This window comes from Streptomyces sp. NPDC056161 (assembly GCF_042268025.1).
Taxonomy (GTDB): domain Bacteria; phylum Actinomycetota; class Actinomycetes; order Streptomycetales; family Streptomycetaceae; genus Streptomyces.
Map to the genome: position 1 here is coordinate 37,073 of NZ_JBHJUV010000018.1, position 24,838 is coordinate 61,910.

General features: G+C 73.0%; 19 protein-coding genes and 1 pseudogene. 5 read left to right on the plus strand and 15 right to left on the minus strand.

The window, feature by feature from the left end; genetic code table 11:
* Positions 1-244 precede the first annotated feature (244 nt).
* From ACFC09_RS18540 to ACFC09_RS18565, 6 genes are all read right to left on the minus strand, one after another.
* Entirely contained in the window at positions 245-700 is a 456-nt protein-coding gene (locus tag ACFC09_RS18540) for a hypothetical protein (RefSeq protein ID WP_376529278.1), read from the minus strand.
* A complete protein-coding gene (locus tag ACFC09_RS18545) occupies positions 697-1,842 on the minus strand; it encodes a molybdopterin-dependent oxidoreductase (protein WP_376529280.1) in 1,146 nt (381 codons plus the stop codon). Before ACFC09_RS18545 ends, ACFC09_RS18540 begins: the two co-directional genes overlap by 4 nt.
* Before the next feature lie 309 nt (positions 1,843-2,151).
* Positions 2,152-2,580 carry an RNHCP domain-containing protein gene (locus ACFC09_RS18550; RefSeq protein ID WP_376529282.1) on the minus strand — a complete coding sequence of 143 codons (429 nt, stop codon included), beginning with the start codon at positions 2,578-2,580 and terminating at the stop codon, positions 2,152-2,154.
* Between the two features lie 28 nt (positions 2,581-2,608).
* Positions 2,609-2,992, minus strand: coding sequence for an RNHCP domain-containing protein (locus tag ACFC09_RS18555; RefSeq protein ID WP_376529285.1), 384 nt, complete (start codon positions 2,990-2,992; stop codon positions 2,609-2,611).
* Between the two features lie 920 nt (positions 2,993-3,912).
* Positions 3,913-6,051 (minus strand): SpoIIE family protein phosphatase, encoded by a 2,139-nt coding sequence (locus ACFC09_RS18560; RefSeq protein WP_376529288.1) that lies wholly within the window; start codon positions 6,049-6,051, stop codon positions 3,913-3,915.
* 115 nt (positions 6,052-6,166) lie between these two features.
* Complete coding sequence (locus tag ACFC09_RS18565) at positions 6,167-6,310, minus strand: hypothetical protein (protein WP_376529291.1); 144 nt, start codon at positions 6,308-6,310, stop codon at positions 6,167-6,169.
* A gap of 257 nt (positions 6,311-6,567) precedes the next feature.
* Between ACFC09_RS18565 and ACFC09_RS18570 the strand changes: the two genes are divergently transcribed.
* A complete protein-coding gene (locus ACFC09_RS18570) occupies positions 6,568-7,074 on the plus strand; it encodes a hypothetical protein (RefSeq protein ID WP_376529294.1) in 507 nt (168 codons plus the stop codon).
* On the opposite strand, the gene ACFC09_RS18575 is transcribed toward ACFC09_RS18570, so the two are convergent.
* On the minus strand, positions 7,025-7,828 hold the full coding sequence (locus tag ACFC09_RS18575; protein ID WP_376529298.1) for an MBL fold metallo-hydrolase: 804 nt from the start codon (positions 7,826-7,828) through the stop codon (positions 7,025-7,027). The genes ACFC09_RS18570 and ACFC09_RS18575 overlap by 50 nt on opposite strands.
* Positions 7,829-7,950: 122 nt before the next feature.
* Here ACFC09_RS18575 and ACFC09_RS18580 point away from each other — a divergent pair, with 122 nt between their 5' ends.
* Complete coding sequence (locus ACFC09_RS18580; RefSeq protein ID WP_376529301.1) at positions 7,951-8,532, plus strand: ABATE domain-containing protein; 582 nt, start codon at positions 7,951-7,953, stop codon at positions 8,530-8,532.
* Positions 8,533-8,703: 171 nt separating this feature from the next.
* On the opposite strand, the gene ACFC09_RS18585 is transcribed toward ACFC09_RS18580, so the two are convergent.
* Positions 8,704-9,204 carry a DinB family protein gene (locus ACFC09_RS18585; RefSeq protein WP_376529304.1) on the minus strand — a complete coding sequence of 167 codons (501 nt, stop codon included), beginning with the start codon at positions 9,202-9,204 and terminating at the stop codon, positions 8,704-8,706.
* 42 nt (positions 9,205-9,246) lie between these two features.
* A pseudogene (locus tag ACFC09_RS18590) lies at positions 9,247-9,874 on the minus strand (SAM-dependent methyltransferase).
* 107 nt (positions 9,875-9,981) lie between these two features.
* Between ACFC09_RS18590 and ACFC09_RS18595 the strand changes: the two are divergent.
* Both ACFC09_RS18595 and ACFC09_RS18600 read left to right on the plus strand, forming a co-directional pair.
* Positions 9,982-10,587 (plus strand): helix-turn-helix domain-containing protein, encoded by a 606-nt coding sequence (locus ACFC09_RS18595; RefSeq protein ID WP_376529582.1) that lies wholly within the window; start codon positions 9,982-9,984, stop codon positions 10,585-10,587.
* Between the two features lie 442 nt (positions 10,588-11,029).
* Complete coding sequence (locus tag ACFC09_RS18600; protein WP_376529307.1) at positions 11,030-11,578, plus strand: GNAT family N-acetyltransferase; 549 nt, start codon at positions 11,030-11,032, stop codon at positions 11,576-11,578.
* A 228-nt stretch (positions 11,579-11,806) separates the two neighbouring features.
* Here the strand turns inward: ACFC09_RS18600 and ACFC09_RS18605 are convergent, their stop codons facing one another.
* On the minus strand, positions 11,807-13,288 hold the full coding sequence (locus tag ACFC09_RS18605) for an MFS transporter (RefSeq protein ID WP_376529310.1): 1,482 nt from the start codon (positions 13,286-13,288) through the stop codon (positions 11,807-11,809).
* Between the two features lie 58 nt (positions 13,289-13,346).
* On the opposite strand from ACFC09_RS18605, the gene ACFC09_RS18610 reads away from it, so the two are divergent.
* Positions 13,347-13,976, plus strand: coding sequence for a TetR/AcrR family transcriptional regulator (locus ACFC09_RS18610; protein WP_376529313.1), 630 nt, complete (start codon positions 13,347-13,349; stop codon positions 13,974-13,976).
* Positions 13,977-14,246: 270 nt separating this feature from the next.
* On the opposite strand, the gene ACFC09_RS18615 is transcribed toward ACFC09_RS18610, so the two are convergent.
* The 5 genes from ACFC09_RS18615 to ACFC09_RS18635 form a co-directional block, all read right to left on the minus strand.
* Positions 14,247-14,576 carry a hypothetical protein gene (locus ACFC09_RS18615; RefSeq protein ID WP_376529315.1) on the minus strand — a complete coding sequence of 110 codons (330 nt, stop codon included), beginning with the start codon at positions 14,574-14,576 and terminating at the stop codon, positions 14,247-14,249.
* Between the two features lie 302 nt (positions 14,577-14,878).
* On the minus strand, positions 14,879-15,652 hold the full coding sequence (locus ACFC09_RS18620) for an SDR family NAD(P)-dependent oxidoreductase (protein ID WP_376529317.1): 774 nt from the start codon (positions 15,650-15,652) through the stop codon (positions 14,879-14,881).
* A complete protein-coding gene (locus ACFC09_RS18625) occupies positions 15,625-16,260 on the minus strand; it encodes a 4'-phosphopantetheinyl transferase family protein (RefSeq protein ID WP_376529320.1) in 636 nt (211 codons plus the stop codon). The genes ACFC09_RS18620 and ACFC09_RS18625 overlap by 28 nt, the downstream gene beginning before the upstream one ends.
* Before the next feature lie 50 nt (positions 16,261-16,310).
* Complete coding sequence (locus tag ACFC09_RS18630) at positions 16,311-22,595, minus strand: SDR family oxidoreductase (RefSeq protein ID WP_376529322.1); 6,285 nt, start codon at positions 22,593-22,595, stop codon at positions 16,311-16,313.
* Positions 22,592-24,028 (minus strand): acyltransferase domain-containing protein, encoded by a 1,437-nt coding sequence (locus ACFC09_RS18635; RefSeq protein WP_376529325.1) that lies wholly within the window; start codon positions 24,026-24,028, stop codon positions 22,592-22,594. The genes ACFC09_RS18630 and ACFC09_RS18635 overlap by 4 nt, the downstream gene beginning before the upstream one ends.
* Positions 24,029-24,838 lie beyond the last annotated feature (810 nt).

Consider the following 24,838-nt stretch of genomic DNA (forward strand, 5'->3'; position numbering starts at 1 on the left):
CGGGCCCGATGGCGCCCGGCCGCGAGGCCGCCCGCGTCGGCGGCGCACGGACCGAGGCGCGGGCCCGTGCGCGGACCGCAGTACGGACCGAGGCGCGGACCAGAGGGCTGACCGGAGCGCGGACCTGGGCGCAGCCGGGGATGCCGAACGTGCCGCGGGGCCTTCGGGTGGAGCCGTCGGGTGGAGCCGCCGGCGGGGCCGAGGGGGAACGGTCGGAGCGGGACGCCGCGGTCATCGGCGGACTTCAGGACGGCGGACGGCGCCGGTGCCGGCTGAATCCCCGCACGGCGAGCACCAGCGCGGTGACCGTGACCACCCCCACCAGCGTGAGCAGCCAGTTGCGGGGATAGCCCAGTGGCAGGACCGAGGGGTTGGCCCGGGGGCCCGGACGCAGCAGCACCGGCAGGGCCACGGCCGTCAGCGCACCCGCGACCAGCAGCGCCCCGCGGACCGGACCGCGCACGCCACCACGCACCAGGACCAGCCCGGCGAGCAGCACCAGCGGCGCGATGAGCACGTCGTGCAGGACCAGAGCCCCGCCCAGCCAGACCAGGACGCCCGTCAGGTCGGGTACGTCCAGCAGCAGGGACACGCCCCAGCCCAGCAGCGCGAGCCCGGCCGCGCCGGCCAGGATCCGGGCCACACTCACCTGCACCGGGTTCGGCCGCGCACGGCTTACCTTCGCAAGGTCCGGTTTCATGACAGCACCTCCAGTCGGCCGACCCACTTGGTCTGCAGCACACCGGGCCGGTTCGGGGCGATGAGGCGGGTCGGATAGCCGTGGTCGGGAGTGAGTTCCGCACCGTTGAGGTGCAGTGCGAGCAGGGTGAGAGGGTCGCGGGCCTGCTCGTGGCTCATCTCGGAGACCCGGTAGCCACCGCGGAGTTGCAAGGACACCACCCGCACACGCGCGTGCGACGGGGCACCCGCCCGCTCCAGCAGATCCGTCACGCGCACACCGGTCCAGTGCGCCGACTTGCTCCAGCCCTCCACGCAGGCGATCGGCAGTTCCACCTCGTGCTGCGGCAGACCGCGCAGGTCTGCCAGCGTCAGCGTGTAGGGCCGCGGCCCCTCCACCGTCAGCCGGTAGGCGTCATCGGGGATCCGGCCGACGCCGGCCGCGGCCGCCGTCCGGTTGACCGGCAGGCCCTGCGGGCCGTGGTCAGGCTGCCGGGGCGCGAGCAGATCGACGTCCTTGAGCGGGGTGAAGGACTGGCCGACGGTGGTCACCGTGACCGCGCCGACCGCCGTGGCCACCGCCGTCAGCAGCGAGCGCCGGTCGAGCGCGCCCTCGGCGGGCAGGGCGAGCGTTCCGGGCGAACGCCGGCTCCAGTGCGCCTTGATCTCGGGCGCCTTGACCGCGACGTGCAGCAGCAGCGAGCCGGCCACCAGCCAGGCCACGGCGTAGTGCACCGGCACGAAGGAGAACGGCCACGGATACCACTGTGTGGTGTTCAACAGCCCGGTGACCAGCTCGAACACCGCTCCTGCCACCAGCAGGGCGATCGACAGCCGCTCCAGCGCGTGCCGCACCGAACGCACCGGTGGCCAGGTGAACAGCCGCGGGTACACCGCCCACAGTTTGGCCAGCAGCAGGGGAATCGCGGCTGTGCCGGAGGCGACGTGCAGGCCCTGGGTGAGCCGGTAACCCCACACCGGACGGCTCGGCAGCTCATTGGCCAGCCAATTCGGGGGATGCTGGAGGAAGTGGCTGATCAGGCCGGTCACGAAGCACACCACGAAGGCCAGGCCCAGCCACCGCCCGATCGAGGTCGCCGTTCTGGCATCGTGCAACCGCCCCTTGAACACGGGCGGACGGAGCGAATGAAAACGCGGTTTCATGCCTTCCATCACAGCCGTCGCACGGGCGAAGCGGAACGTCCGAATCCTTACGGAAGGCGGACATCGCCCGCTGGCACCGCCCTGTGCGAGCGCCCGGATTCCGGCTCGGGGACACGCGGTCGGGCCGCCGCTCGCCCTCGGCTCCTCGCGTCGGGCGTGCCGGAAGGGAGTGTTCCAACGGCACTGGCTGACCGTGCGGTGACCGGGCACCCTGACGGTCCGCAAGCAGCAGCCGCCCGGCCCACCGGGGCGCGGGGCGGCGGGCCGTGCCGAGGGGCCGCCACCCCGCACCCGGTCATCGGACCGAGGTCACAGGCTGAGCAGTATGCGATGGGCGATGCCGGTGTTCCTGAGGGGCTTGAGTGCCAGGCGTACCAGGGCCAGAGCGTTGTCGTCGCCCGCGATGCGGTTGGCGCTGAGCCTGCCGCAGGACCGGCACTGGTGGATGATCATCCATTCGCCGTCCGCCCGTACCGACATGCTCAACGCCTCCATCCGGCCACGGCAGTCCGCGGCTCGATCGCCAGGGACGCGTCGGTCCACATGCAGGCTGGTCAGACAGTTCGGGCAGTGGTTGCGGTGGGTGGTGCCGGGCGCGTCCGGGGACACGTCCAGCCGGCAGTTCGCGCACCGGAAGTCGTTCGCCCGGTGCCCGCCCTGGCTGTGGAGCACGTCCTTGTGCCGCTGCGGCCGCCGCGTCCCCGGCGCGCGCCCGCGTGGGTTCTTGCGTCTGGGCACGGTCAGTTCCTCCCCTTCCGGAAGTGGTTCACAGGGTGCCGAACGCTTCGAGTGGGAACGGCGGCTGCGCCAACGGCCGTACTGCCATGCGCATCAGGATGAGCTGGTTGTCGTCTGCGCGGACGGGGTTGGACGTCAACTCGTCGCAGCGCACGCAGCGGTGGACGACCATCCAGTCGCCGGTGCGCAGTACGGCGATGGCGATCGGCGACATCCGGCCGTGGCAGTCGCCTGCGCCGCCCTCGACCTGATCATGGACGTGCTGGGAGTGCAGGCACGACGGACAGTGATTGCGCAGTGTGCCGTCGCCCGTGTAGGTGGACACGGTCAGGCCGCACCACGCGCAGGCGAAGGTGTCGACCTTGAACGTGTTGTGCGGGGTGTTCGACGACGTCTTGTGGGGTTTGGACACCCGGGGTGCTCCTTGCTGAGAAGTCTGCGATGACAGCAAGAGCAGGCCGAGCGGCCTCGACGGAAGACAGCGGCCTCACCGGCCCCGGCCTGCCGGTGGGCGCCGAGGGGTGGGCCGAGTCGGGGCACCGGAAACTCACGTCCGGTCGCCGTCCGCGGGGCGGACGGTCTCGGGCAGACGGACGTTACGCGGTGCAGCGAAGCGCGCTCGGCGCGGGCCGGGGCACAAAATCTCTTTTCTAGGGCGCATTCGCCCGGAGCGGACGGGAAGAACGCCGTCACCGTAACAACGGCTTCGCGCTCGGTGCCAGTGAATTAATCAGAGGTCTTTCCGGACGCGTACCCCGTGCTCCATGCCCAGTGGGCGGCGAAGACGTGTTCCGACCCGGTTGCCGTGCACGCGTCCCACGGTTCAGCCGAGGGCCCGGACGGTGTTGCGGACGCGTTCGACGAGCGCGTCCGGGAGCAGCGCGTAGCCTTGGCCGGTGGCCGCCGACTGGCCCGCGGCACTCGTCGCGTACGACAGGAAAGCCCGGAGTGTCTTCAGCGTGGCGGGATCATTGCCCTTGTCACAGACGACTCCGTAGCTGACGAGGGGGATCGGATACGCGCCCTCGGCGCTGGTGGCCGGGTCGAGGGTGAGTGACAGGTCGTCACCGCCGCCGTCGGCCTTGGCCGAGGCGAGGGCCTTGGTGGTGCCGATGGCGTCGGCTTCGGCGCACGGAAAGTGGTTCGGGCACCCCCGCCGCCGTCGGCCGGGGCGAGCGGAGTGGCAGGAGCCGGCAACCGGTGGGCCACCGACTTTTTCGGCCGGCCAGGCGGCCAGGGCACGTGGGCGCCCGCACCCGGTGCGGACCCTGCGTCAGAGACTGCCGTACTGGGCCAAGACCTCGCCGTCGGGTGATGACTCGGTCGTGCGGGTCAGCATGGCGCGTGCGTCACCGCCGGGGACTCGCGCAGGAGGAGCAGCGCGATGTCGTCGTACCCCTGGCCGGTGCGCCGCCCCCACGTCATGAGGGCGTCGGCCAGCGCGTCCAGGGGGACGTCGTCGATGCCCGACAACTCGCCGCCTTCGATGCCCGCCAACTGGCGTGCGAGAAGGCCGATCGCGACGTCCAGGTCGAGGTCAGGTCTCTCGACCAGGCCGTCGGTGAACAGCACCAGCAGGTCCCCGGGTGTCAGCGTGACGTCGCTCGTGTCGTACACGGAGTCCGGGACGATGCCGAGCAGCAGCCCGGGAACTGTCTCGGCGATGTCCGTCGAGCGGTCGGCGTGGCAGAGCACCGGCGGCAGGTGGCCTGCCGTCGCCACGCGCACCTTCCCGCTCGGCAGGTTGATCTCGGCGCACAGGCAACTCGCGAAGAGGGTGCTGTCGAGGTCGACGAGGAGTTGGTTGGTGCGGCGGAGCACCTCGTCCGGTGGTGCGCCCGAGACGGCGTGCGTCCGCACGGTCGTACGGATCTGCCCCATCAGGGCGGCCGCGCTCACGTTGTGGCCCTGGACATCGCCGATCACCGCGACGACGGTGTCCTCTCGGACGCGGATGAGGTCGTAGAAGTCGCCGCCGATGTCCATCCCGCGGGTGGCGGGCAGATACCTGGCCGCGACGTCGAAACCGGTGACCCGCGGCAGTTCCTGCGGGAGGAGGGCCGCCTGGAGACCGCGGGCGACGCGGTTGGTCGTGTCGTACAGCCGGGCGCGCGCCAGTGCCTGCGCGATCATTCCGCCCAGCGAGGTCAGGGCCGCGCGCTCCTCCGGGGGGAAGGGGCGCGGCCGGTCGTAGCCGAGCACGCAGCAGCCGAACACCCGGCCCGACACGACGAGCGGGAGGTAGCAGAAGGCGCTCATCTCGCGGTACAGCGGGACGTGCGGGTAGCGGCGCTGCAACATCTCGTTGCTCGGGTAGAAGGCGGGCAGGCCCGTCTCCATCGCCAGCACACTCGCGCTGCGCAGCGACGTCAGACTGCCGTGGAAGTAGCTGTCCACTCCCGGCGGGAAGCCGTGCGAGCACAGGACGTTCAGCCTGCCCTCGTCCCACGTCATCATGGCCATGCCCTGCGCGTTGATGACGGGCATGATCTGGTCCGTCACGGCGGACAGTACGTCCGAGACGTCGATGGCCGAGGTGATCGCCGACGACAGGTGCAGCAGGTAGAAGAGTGCGGCCGCCCCGGTGGCCGCCGGCGGTGGCGGCGTGACGGGCGTGCCCCTGTCCTCCTTGGGAGGGTCGGAGGCGACGACGCGCACGCTGACTCCGGTGGCGTCCGGGAAGAGTTGGAAGTGCAGCCACCGGTCCGGTGGGCGCAGGGCGGTGAAGGACGTGGGCAGCCTGCTGAAGAGCGCCGACAGGTAGGCGTTCTCGTAGGCCGGGTCGCACAGCCAGGGCAGTGCCTTCCAGGGGCGGGAGCCGATCAGGTCCTCGCCGTCCGCGCCGCGCGGTCCGAGCAGACGCCGGGCCGCACCGTTGAGGAAGGTGATGCGCCCTTCGAGGTCCAGCGCGCACAGCCCCTCCGCCAGACGCTCGACCAGGGCGGTGGCCGCGGGCCTTCCCTGCTCGGCCCGGGGGAGCGGCGGTTGCACGGTACGTACCCGCTCGGGGGCCTCGACGGGGCTGCCCGCCGCACGCGCCCGGGTGAGCACCGCGGCGACCGCGTGCCCGGCGCCGGCTATCTCGCGCGTCTCGTCGGCCGACAGTTCGGACGGGCGGGTGCCTGGCCAGAGCAGCAGGACGACGCCCAGGACGGTGCCGGCCATGGCGACGGGCGCCACGCACATGGCGACGTCGTAGGGGAAGGCGGTGCCGGTCCGCGGATACCGTCTGATGATGTCCCGGTGGCTGGGCAGCCACATCATGCGGTTCTCCCGGGCCGCTTCCGCGACCGGTACCGGCGCCGCCCAGGCCACCCGCGACCAGGGCTGCGCGATCCGGCTCGACACGCCGGTCACCACGGACATCCGGAGCACCTGCTCGTGGTCGTCGAGCAGATAGACGGCCCCCACGTGTGCGTGGGTGCATCGCACGACATGCAGCAGGGCCTCGTCCACGGCTGCCCACGACATGGTTTCCTACTCCAGGTCCGGGCTGTCGGGGGTGGGTCGGCGGTCGTCCGCGAGGCAGCCCCGTGCCTGGCCGGCCAGCCCGCACCGCGGGGCGTCGGCCGTCAACTGCCTTGGTTCACGCCTGTCGTCCGGTGTGCTGTGCGCGCGGACGCGCCGGTGCCGGGTCACGACCGCGTGCCTGGCCGTCCTGGCCGTCCTGGGTGTCCGCCGCCGTGTGGGGATCAGGACCGAGGGAGACCCGGCCTGCGATGCCGGACATGAGTCGCCACGCTCACTCTCTTCCCGGGCTGATGTTCGCCGCCGAAAAAGTTGCATGGACCACCTTTCGCCACACCTTGACCCCATATATACCTCATATGGTGTTATCGGGGCGATGGATGGATCCCTGTCGACCGCCTCGGTGCCGGTATGTGCCCACCGGTGTGCAGAGAGCTTCGACGGCGATGTCGTCGCACATTTATCGGCGGGTATTTGGCCGCAAGAATCCCGGAGAAGTTGTCGAAGAAGACGTGCGGCATGAGCCCCGACTGGGACCCGCCGGCCTCCGCGGTGCTCACGGACTTCGCCGCCGTCCCGCGCCGCGAGCGCAATTTCATGCGCATGCTGTTCCTGGACGCACACCTGCGCGGATGCTACGTGGACTGGCCGCCTCTCGCCCGTACCTGCGTCGGGTTCTTCCGTGCCGCGCTCGGCGACGGTGCCGGTGAACCGCGTCTGGCGGAGCTGATCGGCGAACTCTCCCTCCGCGACCGTGATTTCCGCACCTGGTGGGCGTCGCGCAGTGTCAGTCACCAGACCTTCGGCACCAAGACTCTCCGGCATCCCGAAGCGGGACGGTTCTCCCTGGACTGGCAGGTGCTTCACTCCGCCCACGACGACCAGGCCACCATGGTCATGACCGCACCTCCTGACGGCGGCACCCTCGACGTCATTCGCCGGCTCGCCCCGGGATCGGCGCCGCGGGCGTCAGTGGTCAGTCCTGCCGACCCCAGTCCAGACGCTCGGCCAGATCGGCGCTGGTGAAAGCTGCTTCCAACTCCTCGCGGCCCTCGCTGAAATGGGCCCAGCCGTCGTAGTGGACGGGAACTACGCGGCGGGCGCCGAGGATCCGGGCGGCCTCGGCGGCCTGGGCGCTGTCCAGGACGATCAGCTGGTTGTCGAAGAGAACGGGGAAGCGGGGGGCGCCGGCGAAGAGGAGAGCGGTGTCGACGGGAGCGAAGCGGTCGGCGATCTCCCGGACCGCGTCGAGGGAGGCGTTGTCACCGCTGGCGTAGACCGTGGGCAGGCCCTCGCCGGTCAACACGAAGCCGACGACCTCGCCGGTGACCGGCTCGACCTCCTCCCGGGAGCCGGGGCCGTGGACGGCGGGGACACCGGTCACGGTGACGGTGCCGCCGCCGGGGTGGTCCAGTTCGACGGACTCCCAGTCGGCCAGACCCCTGGCCTTCTCCCGCAGACTTTCCCGCAGGCGTTCACCGCCGCTCGGTGTGGTCAGGGTGAGGGGGACGCCGGCGAGCAGGGCTCGGCCGGAGATGTCGAGGTTGTCGGCATGTTCGTCGTGCGAGAGCAGGACCACGTCGATACGGCCGAGATCAGCGGGTGTGCAGGCGGCAGGGGCGGTCTTGGTCAGGACCGGGCGGCCGGGTCGGCCGTAGTCGCCGGGGCCGTCGAAAGTCGGGTCGGTCAGGAACCGAAGGCCGCCGTACTCGAAGAGGGCGGTAGGGCCACCCAGGACACGGACAGGGAACCGCTCGGACGTTGTTGGGAGGGAAGACACGAAACACCTCACGGAAGAATTACATTGAACCGTGAGGCGACCGTAGTCGCTTCTCACGGACATGTGCAAGCCGTACCATGAGGAAAGCGAAGGAACCCGTGAAGAAACCCGTGACGGAGCCCATGACTGGACAGTCCCACCTGCCGCCCGCACAGGGCGAGGCGGCACATCTCTCTCTCGCTCTTGTCAACAGTGCGATCGCGCTGCCCGGCGGACACATGGTCGATCTCCTGGGTACGCCCCGGGACGCCAACCACTGGCTGACGGAACGCGGTCTCGCCCCGGTCGACGCCGGCATGCGGGAGATGTGCGCGACACAACTGCGCTCGCTGCGAGAACAGATCAGGTCGCTGTTCGCCTCCCGCGCCGATGCGGTGCCCGCCGTCCCCGCCGCGGTCAGGGCCGTGAACGACGCGATGACCCGGGTCCCCACCACACCTCTGCTGCACTGGGACGCCAAGACGGGTCCGTACCGCGCCGCCCCCCATCCGACCACCGCGATCGTGGACCATGCGCTGGCCACCCTGGCCGCGGATGCCGCCGACCTGCTCACCAGTCCCGACGCGGACCGCCTCACCGCCTGCGGCTCAGCCCCCTGCAACCGCTACCTGCTCCGCCACGGCCGCCGGCACTGGTGCTCCGTCCGCTGTGGCGACCGCGCCCGCGCCGCCCGTGCCTACGCCCGCCGCACCACCTCCCCGTGACGCCGTCGGGTGTCCGGTCGGCGAGGAGGCCACCGGCCCTCTTCGACCGACCCCTACGAGTTCGTCGGTCGGCGCACCGTCTTCGGCCCGGATCACCCGGCCGTCGCCGCCTCCGCCGCCCGTCTGCCGAGCCCCTCAACCCGCCCGGCGGCGAAGGCGGATCACGGCGGATCAACGACCGGTCGAACCGTCGATCAGTTCGCGGAGGATGTCCGCGTGGCCGGCGTGCCGGCCGGTCTCCTCGATCATGTGGGTCAGTGCCCAGCGGACGCTGGGAGCGGGGCGTCCCGGCCGCGGTTTGGGGACCGGTGCGTCGAGATCGGTGCACCCGTCGAGAACGTCGTTCGCCTGCTCGACCGCCTTGCGGTAGCGGGCTACGACATCGGCCACGCTGTCCGCCGGTGCGGCCCGGAACGTGGCCTGCCAGTCGGTGACGCCGTCCCCGAGGAACAAGGCGCGCTCGACGAACGTCAGGTGGTTGAGCAGCCCGAGCAGGTTCGTGCCCGAGGGCACCGCGGCTGTTCGGACCTGCGGCTCGGGAGCGCCGTCGACCTTCGCGGCGATCGAAGTCCGGAGGTAGTCGAGGAATCCGCGCAGGACCTCCGTCTCGCTGCTGCCGGTCCGGGGCGGCGGGGTGTCGCCGCGGCGGTCGCGGTGCGTGGTGCTGGGCAACGGTGGTCGCCTTCCTTCGTCGGGGGCGGTGCCGGCCACCAGTCAGATGGCGCGGCGGATGAGGAGGACATGGTCGGTGACCTCGGCGGTGCGCCCGCCCGGTCCGGTCGCGACCCGGCGGAGTGCGTCGGCCCGCTCGACCGTCCATGACTCCGGGGCCAGGCCGATACCGGCGGCGACTTCCCGCGGGCTCGGACCGTGCGCATCGGGCTCCTGCTGCCACGACCACGGAGCGGTCGAGCCGTGGTCGACGACCAGCAGCCGCCCGCCGGGGCGCAGCGCGTGCGCGGCCGCGCGCAGGACCGCCGACCGGTCCAGGTCATGGGGGGGTATGCAGGTAGTGGGCGCAGATCAGGTCGAATTCGCCGGGCGGGAAGGACTCCTGCAAATCGCACCGCACGGCGGTGACGCGGTCGCCCAGGCCGTGTGAGCGGGCGAGGGCGGTGAGCCGCTCGACCGCCACGGCCGAGATGTCGGCGGCGGTGACCTGCCACCCCTGACCGGCGAGCCACAGGGCGTCGCCGCCGCCACCGCATCCGAGGTCCAGCGCGTCGCCGGGCGGCAGACCCGTCACCGTCTCGGTGAGGCGGGCATTCGGCCGCGGGTCGCCGGCCGGCGGCCGGGCGGCATACATGCCGTCCCAGAACGTGACCGCATCGGTGGTGCTCATCAGGACTCCTTGTCGCAGGCGGGCGCCCAGTCTCACCAGGCGCCCCACGACCTGGCACGAAATCTTGCGGTAACGGCAAGATGGACCGCATGGACCGCATGGACCGCATGGACCCCAGGACAGACGACGACGTGCTCGACGCGGTGGGGCCGCGCCTGCGTGCGCTGCGTCGTGACCGCGGCATCACCCTCGCCGACCTCGCTGCGACGACCGGGGTGTCGGGGAGCACGCTGTCCCGGCTGGAGAGCGGACAGCGCCGGCCGAGCCTGGAACTGCTGTTGCCGCTGGCCCGCATCTACGACGTTCCGCTGGACGACCTCGTCGGTGCCCCGCGCACCGGCGACCCCCGGATCCACCTCAAGCCGATCCGGCGGTACGGAATGACCTTCGTGCCGCTGTCCCGGCGACCGGGCGGGGTGCACGCCTTCAAGATGATCATCCCCGCCCGGCCGGAACCGCTTGAACCCACCCCGCAGACCCATGAGGGCTTCGAATGGCTCTACGTGCTCAACGGTCGCCTGCGGCTCGTGACCGGCGAGCGTGACCTGACCCTGCCGCCCGGTGAGGCGGCCGAGTTCGACACGTCCTTGCCGCACTGGCTGGGCAGCGCCGACGGCGCAGCGGTCGAACTCCTCATCCTGTTCGGCCTGCAAGGGCTGCGTGCGCACGTACGCACCGACCTCGATCGACCGGCCCGCGCCGAGCCCCGGTGACGACTACAGCGAGTGGTTCTGCGGTGGCGTCGGCCGGGCGCCCACCGCGCCGAGGCCGCGACGACACCGGATCGCGGCGCCCCTGCATCACCGTCGGCCGCCCGCTGCACCGTCGGCCGCCTGCTGCACCGTCGGCCGCCTGCTGCACCGTCGGCCGCGCGCTTCACCGCCGGCGCGCGCCTGCGGCCAGCGGCAGGACGGCGCCCTCACGGACGTACAGAGGCAGGCTGTCGTAACCCCAGCGTCTGGTTCTCGACGCTGAACTCACCTGCCCGACCGACTCGGAGCCGACCCGGCGCACCGCCTCGACTTCTTCGGGGACGTCGGCGCTCGCCCGTCGGCCGGGAGGAACGCCCGGAGCGCCGCGTCCACACCGTCCGCGTCGAGTTCTCGTGCAAGGAGGTGAAGCCGGTGCCGCGCTCGCGGCGATAGGTTCCCTGCCATGACTGAACTGGGATCCGTCGCCTGGCCACCTGCCCCGATCAAGACCGAGCGGCTCGTGCTCCGTGTGCCCGAGGCCCGGGACCGTGCGGCGTTCATCGAGCTGTTCACCTCGCCGGAGGTGGGTGCCTATACAGGCGGCCCTCGACCGCGTGACGAGTGCGAGCGCGAGTTGCCCGAGACGCCCGAGATGCGGCCCGGCCGTTTCGTCATCGAACTGGACGGAGCGATGATCGGCACCATCGAACTCAACCGGCGCGACGCGGACCATCGGAGCCATGTCCGTCCGGATGCCGGAGAGGCCGAGCTCGGCTACCTGCTCCTGCCGGAGGCGTGGGGACGCGGGTACGCCGCCGAGGCGTGCGCGGCGGCGCTCGACTGGTTCGCCGACGCCCTTCCCGGCGAGCCGGTGGTGCTCTGCACCCAGACCGCCAACGAGCGCTCGATGCGCCTCGCGGCGAAGCTGGGGTTCACCGAGGTACTGCGGTTCGAGGAGTGGGGCGCCGAACAGTGGATGGGCGTACGGTCCCCGGTCACGCCGCCCGCTTGAGCTCGTGCCCGGACGGCACTGACCGGCTCGGGTCCCGGCGGCATGCCGCGTGCCGCACGACGTGCCACGTACGGTGTGCCGGGTGCCACCGGGGGCGGCTCCAGCCGGCCGAACGTGGGGAACTCCTCGACGAGTGGGCTGAGACGCGCGCCGGTGGCGGCCGCCTGAGGCTGTTGTCCTTCCGGCCCCGAGGGCCGTGTCTTCACCGGTCGGGCCGAACCCGAAGGGTCAAACGGTGCGGGGGCGCAGTCTGCGGGCCGCGGGTACGGCGAGGGCGGCGAGGACTCCGGTGACGGCGAACACGCCCAGCAGCGCGGCCCGCGTGGTCGAGCCGTGGGCGTGCGCGATCGCCAGGGCCGCGCCGCCCGCGCCGCTGATCAGAGCGGTGGACAGGGTCTGGGCGAGCTGGAGGCCGGCGCTGACCGCGCCCTCCTGGCCGGAGGCGGCCTGTTCCATGGTGTCGGTGGTGGCCGCGTTGAACGCCACGCCCATACCGAGACCTCCGACGGCCCAGCCGGCGACGGCGACCAGGGCGGGCACGGCGGGGAGGAGCATGGCCAGGGCGGTGATCAGCAGGCCCGCGAACAGGACCGCGCAACCGAGCGCCACGCTCCGCCCCCGACCTCGTGCTTTCTTGTCGCCGGCGGCGCGGGTGTCGTGCCGGGCCTGGAGGCCGGATCCGGCGACCCAGGTGAGCGCACCCACGGACAGGCCGAGGCCGGCCTCGGTGGCGCTGAGGTGGCGCAGTTCCGTCAGCCCGAGCGGAATGAACGCTTCGCTGCCGAAGTACACGGCGCACAGCAGCCCGCGCACCACGATGCCCGCGCCCACGCCCGGACGCAGGGACAACGTCCCGGGCGGGGTGACCCGGCGCAGCGACGCCAGCGCCACGGCCATACCGGCCAGTGCCAGGACCACCAGCAGGGGTACGGCGCGCAGGGACAGCGCCCACAGAAGGACGGCGGTCGCGGCGGTCAGGGCGCAACTGGCGGCGACAGGACCCTGCCACCAGCGGGCGTCCTGGCCGACGTCGGAGGTGTCAGAGGTGTCGGAGGCGTCGGAGGTGTCGGAGGCGTCCGCGTCGGAGGCATCGGGACGGCGGAGGCCGCGGATCGGCGGGAGCGCGAGCAGCGCGGCGGCGGCGGTCAGGGGCAGCATGAGCAGGAAGACACCTCGCCAGTCCGCCGCGTCCGCGATCCACGCGGCGAGGGCGGGCCCGACCAGGGACGGCACCGTCCAGGCCGAGGACAGCAGAGCGAACATCCGTGCCCGCAGCCGCTCCGGGTAGGCCAGCCCGACCACCGTGTAGGCCATGCCCATGATGGCGCCGACGCCCAGACCCTGCGCAGCCCGCCCGGCGAGGAACAGCGGCCAGCTGCCCGCGGCGCCCGCGAGCAGACAGCCGGCGGTGAAGACCACCAGGCCCAGCAGAAGGGGACGCCGGACTCCTGTCCGGTCGGCGGACCGGCCGGCCGCCACCGTGCCGACGATGTTGGCGAGCATCAGCGTGGACAACCCCCACCCGTAGGAGTCGAGGCCGCCGAGCGCACGGGCGATCTCGGGCAGGACGGTTGCGATGCTCAGGGATTCGAAGGCCACCAGGGCGACGCTGAGGATCACTCCGCAGGTCAGGGCTCTGTAGGGCCGGGCGAAGACGCCGTCGGCCGTCCCTGTGGCAGGGGTCTCGGTCCAGGAGGTCACAGCACGCACGCCTCTCCAATTAATTACGTTCCTGATCGGAACGTAAATGTAAACCTATACTGCCCCCATGGCCAAACCCGCTCACGATGCCCAGGAACGCCTGTCCCAGGGCAGGCCCCGCGACGAACGCATCGACGCCGCGGTCCCGAAGGCCGTACTGGAACTGCTCCAGGAGAACGGGTACTCCGGGCTGACCATGGACGCCGTCGCGGTACGGGCCCGCACCAGCAAGCCGGCCCTCCGCCGGCGCTGGCGGTCCAAGCAGCACCTCGTCGTCCACGCGCTGGCCGGGGTCGCGGGGACCGCCCCCACACCCGACACCGGCTGCACCCACTGCGACCTGATCGAGGGCATCACCACACTGAGCGAGGCGTTCGCCGAACCTGTCGGGCGCCGGGTCCTGCCCGCCCTCGTCGCCGACCTGGCCGACGACCCGGAGCTGGACACCGAGTTCCGGGAGAGTTTCTTCCACCCCCGCCGGGCCTCCACGGCAGCCGCCCTGCGCCGGGGCATCGAACGCGGCGACCTCCGGCCGGACATCGACATCGACCTCCTGCTGGACATGCTCGCGGCCACCACCTACTACCGGGTCCTGTTCGGGCACCTCCCGATCACCGCCACACTCGCCGAGGACGTGGTCAGAGCCGTCCTGAGCGGCGCCGCCACCGACGACTGGCGGGCCCGGTGGCACCACTGACCGACCGCCCCGACCGCCGCCGCCGGGTCGCAGGCAGTCCATCGGCAGCCCTGCACCCGCTTCATGAGACAAGCAGGGGTAGCCGAACGGCCGGGCTGTGGCGTCTCGTTGACACAGGACCCGCGAACCTGGGGCCGGCATCCGGCCCGGGGCGAAGGCTGATCGACGGCGTGGGGGAGCGCTCGGCCGAGCCCACTGGTCACTCGGACGGAGGCGCCGACGGTGCCGTTCTGAGCGGTGGGCCCCGCCCGGAGCACACGATCCGTGTGCCTAGAGCCAGTTCGCCCAGCCGAAGGTGAAGAGATATGCCCGCCGCGAAGCCTCCACGCCCCGGACGCCCCGGAGGAACATGACGGCGCGGGCCACCATGAACAGTGCCGCGAAGGCTCCCGCGACGAGGGCCCCGGCCGCAGGAGCCACGAAGTAGCCCACCAACGCACTGGTGACGACGACGAGCGCCGAACCGAAGTGCGCGGCGGGCAGGTCGGCCCGGACCGCGTTCCGCGACGCCTCGCGCGTCGCTTTCATGTCGGAGGCGTACCGCTCCCGCGCCGCTTCCGGATCGGCGGCGGGGCCCTCGGGCCACTGCGTCACCATCATCCCCGTCCCCTTCTGATCGCAGCCTAGCGGTGTCAAGGATCCGGGCCCAGGCTGCCGGCGGGAACAGCGGTCGCCACGACGTACCCCCGACCCGTCGGGAAGTGCCCGGTCGGCGAGCGTGCGTCCCTGACGTGGAACGCATCGAGGGTTTTCTGGGCCGAGCCGCCGCCGAACGGCCCGACCGCCACGCGGACTCGCTCACGCGTGCCGCGCTTCCCGGCCGGCCGCGGGCCGGGCCGCTCGGCGGCGGCTCGGCGCGAGCAGCGGACCGACCGCCGTTGCCGCTCGGCGCGGGGTGGGCCTCACCCGGTGGTGCCTCCGTCGACGGGGATGCACGCGCCGGTGATGCCGGAGCCCGCGTGGGAGGCGAGAAGCAGGACGGCGGCGGCGACTTCCTCGGGCCGGGTGAGACGGCCGGTGGCGGTGCGGCCGGTGAAGTGGCGGACCAGGCCGGGGTAGTCGGTGCCGAGGACGCGTGCGGCCCGGGGGCCCTGTTCGGTGAACCAGTCGGTCTCGACGGCGCCGGGACACACGCAGTTGGCGGTGACACCGTAGGGGCCCGTCTCCTTGGCCAGGACCCGGGTGAATCCGATCAGCGCGTGCTTGGCGGCGGCGTAGGCGCACAGGCCGGGGTCCGGGTCGCGGCCTTCCACGGAGGAGATGTTGATGACGCGTCCGGAGCGCTGCGGGATCAGGTGGGTCAGGGCGCGGCGGGTGGTGTAGAGGGCGGAGTCGAGGTTGAGGGCGAGAGTGTGGTGCCAGGTGTCGTCGGTGATGTCGGCGACGGTGGCGAAGTCGGTGGCCCCGCCGACGTTGTTGACGACGATGTCGAGGTGTCCGTAGCGGTCCACGGTCTCGTCGACCGCGCGTTCGGCGTCGGCCCGGTCGGTGGCGTCGGCGACGCACAGGGCGACGTCGTCCCCGGCGTCCAGCCGGGCGAGGGCGGCGCGGCCGTTGTCCGCCGAGCGGCCGGTGATGACGAGCCGGGCGCCGTGGGCGTGGAGGGTGTGGGCGATGGCCAGTCCGATGCCGCGGGTGGCTCCGGTGATCAGTGCGGTCCTGCCGGTGAGGTCCATGCGCTCTCCCGTCGTGGGCTGTGTGGCGGGTGGTGGTGGACGGCGAGGGTGACGGTGTGCGGTGTCCCGGGAAGGCTCAGGGGCACCAACTGCCAGCCGAGCGGGGCCGGGTCGTGGCCCAGCCGGACCAGGGCGGGCCGGGGACGCAGGGCGACCTCCACATCGACGAGGGCACGCAGAAGAGGCCAGCCCAGGGCCTTGGCGATGGCCTCCTTGGCCGTCCACAGGGCCAGGAAGTCCCCCTTGCGCGCGGTCGCGGGCCGGTCCGTCAGCGCGGCGCGCTCGTCCGGGTGGAGGGCGTAGTGGAGCAGGTCCGGCGACGGGAGCGAGGTCAGGTGCTCGACGTCGATGCCGATCCGGGTGCCGTCGCACGGCGTTGCCATGAGTGCGGCCACGGCGACGGGGCCGCTGTGGGCGGCGGTGAGGCGCAGGGACGGCAGGTTCTCTTCCGGTGCGAGCGCGGGGCGGCCGAGCCGGTCACGGACGACGGTGACGGTGTCGGGCGGTCGGGCCTGCTGCGCCGCGACGGCATGGCGCAGCAGGTCCCGCCCGCGCAGCGGAGGCCCGTGCGGGGCGATGTGCCACCAGAGGTCGACCGGGCCTGCCACCGAGGTCACCCGGCGGTGGCGGAAACCGGCGGGTGCGCGGCCCGGCGGCGTCATGTGCCGACGGCCGGGTCGTGGTCGCCGGCCGAGGCCGGTGTCTCCTGTGCGGTCGGTGCCTCCTGTGTGGTCGGTGTGGTCGGTGTGCGGGGGCGGGCCGGGACGCGGGCGAGGACGGTGGCGCGCAGGCCGGAGATCTGGGCGATGACGCGGCCGTCCTGGGTGGAGGCGGTGCTGGTGGCGGTGGCGGGCGAGTGGTGGAGCCGCAGCCCGGCGCGGTGGGTGCGGACGAGGTCGTGGTCGTCGCCGTGTTCGTACAGGGTGATGCGTTCGATGTGGTGGGGGACGGCGACCGTGTGATGTCCGTCCGGGGTGGGCTGGAGGGCGGGGGTGCGGGCGAGGCCGTCCAGGAGGACGGCCGGGGTGGAGAGCCGGGGCAGCGCGGACAACTGCGGCGGGCCGGGACGCCAGCGGGCGGTGGTGCCGGTGCCGGTGGTGCGGCACTGGTCGGTGGCGCGGAAGGCGCCGGTGAGCAGGACCGGGGAGGCGGCGTCGTAGTACGGGTCGTCGACCGTGCGGTGGGGTCCGGTGAGCGGGCCGTACGGCTCGGGCAGCGGGACCGGTCCGCCCAGCCGGACCGTGGCGCGGAAGTGCTCCCGGTCGCGGGACAGGACGCGTCCGTCGGGGGCGACGACGTCGGAGCGGATGGTCACGCTGACCGCGCAGGCCGTCCTGGAACCGCGACGGCGGGCCGTCACGCGGTACCGGGCGGGTCTGCCGTCGGTACGGGCGCGGACCCAGGCGCTGAAGGCGAGGTCGTCGACGGCACGTGGCGGCAGCCCGGGAGCCAGGGTTCGGGCCGCCTGGACCGCGATGTCGGCCAGCAGCACACCCGGCACGGTGGGTCTGCCGTCCACCAGGTGGTCGCACAGGAAGCCGTGGGCGTCCAGGTCGAGGACCAGGTCCCAGGCGGCGTGGTCGGCGCGGCGGGTGACGGGTACGTCGAGGAGTCCCGGCGGGGTGGCTCCGCCGGGTGGTGGGACCGGGACGGGTTCGCGGGGCGGTGGGGCCGGGACAGGGCCGGCCGTCGGCCGGGACGGGATGTCGTCATCGGTGGCACGTGCGGTGTGCGCGGGGGCGGCCGGGGGGACCCGGCCAGGGTGCCCCGTGGTGTGCAGACCCGGGAAAAGGGTGTCGAAGGAACGGTGTTCCGCGTCGCCGATGAAGGTGACGAGCCGGTCGCCGCTCTCGCCGCTCTCGCCGCTCTCGCCGGGGGCGCGGTGGCGCAGCTCGCTCAGGAAGTGGGTGACTCCTTCGGCGGTGGTCATGCGGGACAGGCGCGCGGTGCGGGCCGTGTGGGCCTGGACGATGGCTCCGGAGCCGAGACCGGTCTCGTCCCAGATGGTCCAGGCGATGGTGAATTCGCCGTCGGTGCCGACATGGGCGGCGGCGGACAGGAAGTCGTTGGCGGGGGAGTAGTCGCTCTCGCCGGGCAGACCGGCGATACCGGTGACGGAGCCGAAGTTGCACCACAGGCGCGGGGTCAGGGCACCGGTGAACGCGGCGCGCAGATGGTGGTAGCCGAACAGCTTGACGTCGCGGATGCGGCGCATGCCGGGCAGCGACTTGCGGGTGATGTCGCCGGGGTGGTGGAGTCCCGCACCGTTGACGAGGAGGTCGACGTGGCCTTCCCGGGCGCGGACGGCATCGGCCAGAGCCTGTACGGCGTTCGCGTCCGTGACGTCACAGGTGTGGAAGTGGACCTGGCCGGCGCCGCACGACTCGCCCAGGGCCCGCAGGGTCAGGGCGGACTCACGGGCGTGCAGGAGACGGTCGAAGGCCGCGCTGATCTCGCCCACCGGCCGCTGTGGCGTGCGGGAGCGCTGGTCGGTGATGTAGCGGGCGCGGGCCGCGGGCAGTTCCTGCTCGGGGACGTGCAGCAGGCCGTCCGGCAGGTCGGCGGGGCGGCTCGACCCGACCAGGTGGACCCGCAGGGGCACCTGGCGTGCCAGGCCGAGCAGGCAGGCGGCGGTGATGCCGCGGGCCCCGCCCGTGGCCACGACCACCGCTCCGGGGGCGAGCGGCAGGGGTCCGCCGGCCGCGGCAGGGATGTTCTCCGTGATTCGCTGGACGAAACGGGTGGCGCCGCGGTGACGGACCACGGGCAACCCGCCGGCCGGGCGGGCGAGTTCGTCCTCCAGGGCAGCCAGTACGGTCCGGGGCCGGGCGCTGTCACCCACCACCGCGCGCACGGTGCAGCCGCTCAGCTCCCAGGCCAGGGACTTGACGAAGCCGGTGAACAGATGCGCGTGCGGGGCGGCCTCCGCTCCGAGGTACGGCGCCGTCACCCCCACGGCGACGCTGCCGCCCGCGGTGATCCGGTCGCGCAGCCGGCGTACCGCCCAGAACGCCGCCTCCTGCACGGCCAGCACGCCGGCGGTGGGCGGGGCGGGCCAGGCGGGTGCCGAGTGCAGGTCGGCGACGACCCGCAGATGCCGGAACCCTTCCGGGACGTCGCGCAGGACGCGGTCGACGGCCTCCTGCGGGTCCTGGTCCCCGTCGACGGCGACCAGGCGGCAGTGGGCGCCGGCGTCGACCGGGGCGCGCAGGGCGCTCGCGTACCGCGAGCCGGTGATGACCAGGGTGCGGGCCGGCAGCGGCCGCGTCCCGGTGCCGCACGGTCCGGCCGCCTCCCAGCTCAGGGTGTGCCGCCAGGTGACCGCCACCTCGGCGCCTTCGGCGGGATGGGTCGCATCCGTGACCGTCGGATCGGGGGTCGTCGGAAAGACGGACGCTGGATCGGTGGACGCGGGAACGACGGTCGCAGGAACGATGGACGCTGGATCAGTGGTCGCAGGACCGACGGAGGTCGGTTCCGTGACCGTCGGACGCGGGTTCGCCGGTTTTGGGTGCGTCGGGGTCGTCGTAGGCGCCGCGGCGGCCGGTGCGGGGACCGGGCCACGGGTGACGAGGTACCGCAGGACGGCTATCAGATCGTCGGCTCCCAGGTAGCTCCACCCGTCCGGTTCGCGATGCCCGGTGGGCAGTCGGTCCAGCAGGGCGCCGAGGCCGGCGAGTTGGGGCCAGCCGCGGGCGCGGGCGACGGAGGCGCGGGTGAGCACGAGCGCGAAGGCCCCTTCGGCCGGCTCGCGGGATGCGCCCATGTCGTGCAGGCGGGCGGACAGCGGGCCGGCGGCGCCGTTGGCGCCCAGCACCAGCGCCAGTTCCAGTTCCCCGCGCCGCAGATGGGCGGCGGCGGCCCGGAGGGCGCTGCGGCCCGAGGTGAGCCCGGTGTCGAGGGTCATCGTGGGGCCGTGCAGGTCGTGCAGGGCGGCGACCCGGGCGGGGAGCACGTTCGGCATCAGGCCGGCCAGAGTGTCCTCCCCGCAGCTGGTGCGCTCGCGCACCGCGTCGAGGAACGCCGCGGTGGCCCTGCGCAGTTCGGCGCTGTCGAGCCCGCGGGGCGCCGGGCGCGTGGCTGCCTCGGCCAGCGAGGCGGCGTGGCAGCGGACGGTCATGTCGGGTGACACGGCGGGGACACCGGTGTGGGCTGCGAAGACCCCGCAGGTCTCCCGCAGCCCCTCCCACCAGGGCGAGATGTCGGGCGGCACGAGTGCGGCGACGGCCTGCAGCGCCATCAGCTGGGCCCGGTCGACGGCCGCCGCGGCGCGCGCGGGGAGGGGTACCTCGGCGAAGGAGGGGAGCGGATAGCGTGCTCCGAACGAGCGCCGTGCCGCGGGAGCGCGTCCGTCGGCCAGACGGCGGGCGACGTCCGCCGCGTCCGGGGTCCCGGGCAGGTGGGCCGACCAGGCCACGACGACCACCGGGTCGTCGTCGACGGTGGCGGGCAGGGAGGCCGGCGCGGCCTCGCCGGGCCGGGGCGCGTCCTGGAGCAGGAGATGGCCGTTGGTCCCGCCGAACCCGAACGCCGACACCCCCACCGTCCGTGGCCGCTCGACCGGGCGCGGCCAGGGCACCGGAGCGGTCGGCACCCGCAGCGGGGGCGCGTCGTCGGGGCAGCGGTAGGGGATCTGCGGCGGGATCGTGGAGTGCGCCATGCCCTGCAAGGCATGGACGACCGACACCGCACCCGCCGCCCAGCCGGTGTGGCCGAACACCGACTTGTTCGACGTGCACCAGGCGTGGGGCAACTGCTCCGACAGCACACCGCGTTCGACCCGGTCGCCCACCGGGGTGCCGGTGGCATGGGCGATCACCCAGTCGATCTGCTCCGGTGAGACGCCGGACACCGCTCGGGCGCGGGCCAGCGCCCGCTGCTGACCGGTGGCGTTGGGGGCGTGCACGGCCCGGCCACGTCCGTCGGACGCCGCGCCGAAACCGGCCAGCACCCCCAGGACGTGATCGCCGTCGGCCCGGGCGGCATCCAGCCGTTTGAGGGCGACGAACGCCGCCCCGTCGGCGAACAGCACCCCGTCCGCGCGCGCGTCGAAAGCACGGACCGCACCCGAACGGCTCAGCCCGCGCAGTTGGGAGAACAACACGCTGTAGCGCGCTCCCAGGGAGAACACCCCGCCACACAGGGCGAGATCCAGCTCCCCGTCCAGAAGGGCGCGGGCGCCCAGGTCGATGGCGTACAGCGAGGAGGAGCAGGCCGTGTCGACGACCTGCACCGGCGCCGGTGTGGGAAGCAGCGACGCGACGGCGGCACGCAGAGCAGCCGGTGGCAGGTGCCGGGCGGGCGTGCCCGCGTGCGGGTGGACGGACCGCAGCCAATGGACGAGCAGCGCCCGCAGCGCCTCGGGACCCCCGGTCGAGCCCGGGTCCCAGTGCTCCGCGATGCCGTCGGCGGCGGCCTCGACGAGCAGGCTCTCCTCCACATGCTGTGACCCCTCGGCCCAGGCACCGGTGAAGCACGCGGTGCGGACGCCCGCGCCGGACGCCAGCCGCGGGGCGTCGCACTGGAGAAGTGCGGCCCGCGTCCAGGCGGTGAGGAAATCCTCCGCGGTGTCCGATGCGGTGTCCGGCGCGGGGCGGACGTAGCCGGCGACCCGACTGTAGGTGCGGTCCACGACGTCCTCGGACGACCAGAAGTGCTCCAGCGGGAACCGCTCTCCCGGCTCGCTGAACTGCGGTACGCCGTCCATCAGCCGTTGCCGGAGCGCCTCCGGTCCCTCGGCGCCCGGAGCCACCAGGCCCATGCCCACCACGGCCACCGTGCGCGCCGTCGTCCGTGTGCCGTCACCGCCGACCATGGCCGCGGTGCGTGTCGCCGCCCGCTTCGTGCCGTCACCGTCCCGTACCGCTGCCGCTGCCGCTGCGGCCGTCCCGCGACGGCCGACGGGTGCCGGGGCGGCGGAGGGTGCGGGCCGCGGAGCGGATACGGCGGTCGGAGCGGACAAGGCGGCCGGGCCACCGGGGCTGCCGAGGGCCGGTGATCCGGCGGAGGCGGCACGTCCTACGGAAGTGGGGGCCGGGCCGCCGGTGGCCGGCACCTTGGCGGTGGCCGGAAGCGGTGCGGGGGCGGTGTGCGGAGGGTCGGCGGGCGGGTTCTCGGCCGGGGCGGTGGGTGGTGCGGGGCGGTGCGGGGTGAGCATGGCGCGGCCCACGGACAGGCCGCCGTCGGCCAGCAGGCACTGTCCGGAGATCCAGCGGGCCTGCGGAGAGGCGAGGAAGGACACCAACTGGGCAAGGTCGTCCTCGTGTCCCACCCCGCCGAGCGGAGCCGCCGCGGCACAGGTCGCCCGCAGAGCGTCCGCATCGGGGAACAGCCCGGCCGTGGAGTTGTCCAGCAGCCCGGCCGAAGCGGTGTTCACCCGGATGCCCAGCGGGCCGAGATCGGCGGCCAGATACCGGGTCATCGCCTCCAACGCCGCCTTGCAGACCCCCACCAGCAGGTAGTTGTCCATGGCCAGTCCTGCGCCGATGGACGAGACGTTCACTATGGCTCCGCCGCCGCGCGCGGCCATCAGCGGTGCCGCTTCCAGGGCACACCAGCGGGCTCCGTGGACGTTGGTGTCCAACGCCCGCTGCCACTCGGCGTCGGTGAGGTCGTCGAAGCGGGCGAACACGCCCCGCGCGGCGTTGTTGACCACGATGTCCACGCCGCCGTGCTGCTCGGCCAGCGCCGCGAACATCGCGGTCACCTGATCGCGTTTGGCGACGCTGGCCCGTAGCGCCTCCGCCCGGCCCCCGGCGGAACGGATCGCCGCGACGGTCTCGTCGGCGGCCCGCGGCGAGTGGAAGGAGTTCACCACCACGAGCGCGCCGTGCCGGGCGAGTTCCCGGCTGATGGCCGCCCCGACGCCCTTGCCGCCCCCGGTCACCAGGGCGATCTTTCCGCTCAGGTCCCGTGCCGCGGGCACGTCGGGCCGACCGCTCATGCCGACACCCCCGCGCGCGTGGCGTGTGCGGGCAGCGTGCCCAGGAGCCCGGCCAGCGCGTCCAAGGTGGTGTAGCTGGTCAGGCGGGAGCCGTCAGCGGGCAGGGTACGTCCGAAATGAGCGGCGGCCCGAGCGAAGAGTTCGGTCTGTTTGATCGAGTCCACGCCCAGATCGGCTTCCAGATCGGCATGGTCGGTCAGGACTTCGGGCGGGTAGCCCAGGGCGTTCGCGTACAGGGTCCGCAGGGTGGCCACGACGGATCGGCGGTCCGGGAGCTGCGCCGCACTCTCCGAGGGTTCCTCGGTCGCGGTGCCGACGGCATCCGTGGTCGTGGCCGGGGTCGCGGTCGCGATCGCAGTCTCGGCGGCCGCGGATGCAGCACGCGTGCGCGCCGCCGTACGGTCGTGGGCCGCGCCGACGGGGGCCCACGCCGGGCCGGGCCGGTGAACAGGAGCCGCCGGGGGAACGGACGTCAGATCGTGCAGAGCGTCCGACAGTTCGGGTCCGCTGACGCGGCGACGCAGTGGTGCGACCACCCGTACGCCCGGCACCGTCGCTGTCACCAGGTCACTGAGCACGCCGCGAGGGCCGCACTCCACGAACACCTCCACGCCCTGCGCGTGCAGCAGGCGGACGGCGCCGGTGAACCGTGTCGGACGCACCAGGTGGGCGGCGACCAGGTCCGCCACCGCGTCGGTGTCGTCGACCCGCCGTCCGAGGATCGCCGAGTGCAGCAGGTACCGTGCCGGCCTGGCCCGCAAGGAGGCCGCCCGGCGGGTGAAGTCGCCCGCCACGGCGGCGAGTATCCGGTGATGAAAGGCGTACGGGACCCGCAGTGCGGTCGGTGTGATGCCTATCGCCTCGGCGGCTCGCCGTACCCGGCCCAGGGCCCCGACGGGGCCGGACACCACGCACTGGCGGGGGCTGTTGTCCGCTGCCAGGGTCACCTCCCACTCACCGAGGCCCACCAGCAGTCCTTCGGCCCGGGAAGCGGAGACGTCCAGCGCCAGCATGCCACCGGGTTCCGGCGGGCGGGCCGCGAACGCCTCGTCGCGGGCGGCGACCAGCGCCATGCCCTCCTCCAGCCCGTACACGCCGGCCGCGGTCAGGGCCACCAGCTCGCCGAAGCTGTGTCCCAGCAGCACGTCCGGACGCAGCCCATGGCGCTCCGTCAGCAGCCGGAAGAGCACCATCTCGGCGGCGAACAGCGCCGTGTGCAGGTCCGCGGGTGCCTCGTCCACCAGCTCGGACAAGGCCGGCGCTGCCTCGTCCAGGAGAAACCGGGACGGGGCACTCCGCCCCAGACGGACAGCGGTGCTGTCCAGAAGACGCAGCGTCTCCTCGATGAGCGGTTCATCGACGGCGAGCCGGGCGAGGACAGCGGGCAGGTAGGCCCCCTGCCCCGGGAACACGACAGCGCAGCGCTCGGCCACAGCAACTCCTCCACACAGAGCGACACCGGAAGAAATCCGAGAAGGCCCGTGCCGTCCGCGCTGCGCGGGCAGCGCCCGGCGGCGCGGGAGCGGGGAAGGGGAGACAGGGAAGGCAACGGCACGGCCGGCGGCTCCCGTCTCGGGGTGCCGCACCGGCCCCGCTCGGGGGCGGACGGCGGGGCGTGTGCAGGAGGATGCCGTGTGACAGCCGGAACAAGAACCAGGACGGGGCCGGAGCGAGGCCGGATCGAGGGCCGGGACAACAATCAGGACATGACGCGGACGAGAGCCAGAACAGGGACCGGAAAAGGGAACCAGAACCGGAAAGGAACCAGGGCGAACGCCCGCCCCCCATGCACACGCATATTGAGCATCCCGCCGTGAATGCCCGCAGTCATCACCCACACGGGTGACGAGGGGGTGGCGGCGACCAGAATCCGCCGACCGAACGCGCGGGGTTGGCCCCGTCCGCTACGACCGGGCGCTCCCAGGCAGCGGAGTGCGCTTCTTCGTGACGGAGGAGGCGGCCGTGCCGACCCGGTGCCCCCGCATGCTCTCGCTTCGACTGCGCCGGGCCGGTGGCCTCGTGTCGTGGATGCTCCGGTGTTCCCGGGGCGCCGGGTGTTGTGGCGTTGTCTCGGGCGGCCGAGGCGGAGCGGGGCCGATGTGCGGGGGAGAACGCGGGGCGAGAAGCCGGCCATGGCGGGCGCGGCCGGGCCGGCCATGGCCGTTGTCATCGAGCGGCTACGCCTGCGGGCGTCCGCTCGCGGTCGGTGACCGCTGCCTTACGGGGTGGACCGACAGGCGAGG

Coding starts and splice junctions, on each gene's coding strand:
- ACFC09_RS18595 (WP_376529582.1), top strand. CDS start 9,982: ATGGACCCCAGGACAGACGACGACGTGCTCGACGCGGTGGGGCCGCGC.
- ACFC09_RS18615 (WP_376529315.1), bottom strand. CDS start 14,576: ATGATGGTGACGCAGTGGCCCGAGGGCCCCGCCGCCGATCCGGAAGCG.
- ACFC09_RS18630 (WP_376529322.1), bottom strand. CDS start 22,595: ATGAGCGGTCGGCCCGACGTGCCCGCGGCACGGGACCTGAGCGGAAAG.
- ACFC09_RS18580 (WP_376529301.1), top strand. CDS start 7,951: ATGACTGGACAGTCCCACCTGCCGCCCGCACAGGGCGAGGCGGCACAT.
- ACFC09_RS18565 (WP_376529291.1), bottom strand. CDS start 6,310: ATGTCCGGCATCGCAGGCCGGGTCTCCCTCGGTCCTGATCCCCACACG.
- ACFC09_RS18540 (WP_376529278.1), bottom strand. CDS start 700: ATGAAACCGGACCTTGCGAAGGTAAGCCGTGCGCGGCCGAACCCGGTG.
- ACFC09_RS18560 (WP_376529288.1), bottom strand. CDS start 6,051: ATGTCGTGGGCAGCCGTGGACGAGGCCCTGCTGCATGTCGTGCGATGC.
- ACFC09_RS18545 (WP_376529280.1), bottom strand. CDS start 1,842: ATGAAACCGCGTTTTCATTCGCTCCGTCCGCCCGTGTTCAAGGGGCGG.
- ACFC09_RS18610 (WP_376529313.1), top strand. CDS start 13,347: ATGGCCAAACCCGCTCACGATGCCCAGGAACGCCTGTCCCAGGGCAGG.
- ACFC09_RS18620 (WP_376529317.1), bottom strand. CDS start 15,652: ATGGACCTCACCGGCAGGACCGCACTGATCACCGGAGCCACCCGCGGC.
- ACFC09_RS18600 (WP_376529307.1), top strand. CDS start 11,030: ATGACTGAACTGGGATCCGTCGCCTGGCCACCTGCCCCGATCAAGACC.
- ACFC09_RS18570 (WP_376529294.1), top strand. CDS start 6,568: ATGAGCCCCGACTGGGACCCGCCGGCCTCCGCGGTGCTCACGGACTTC.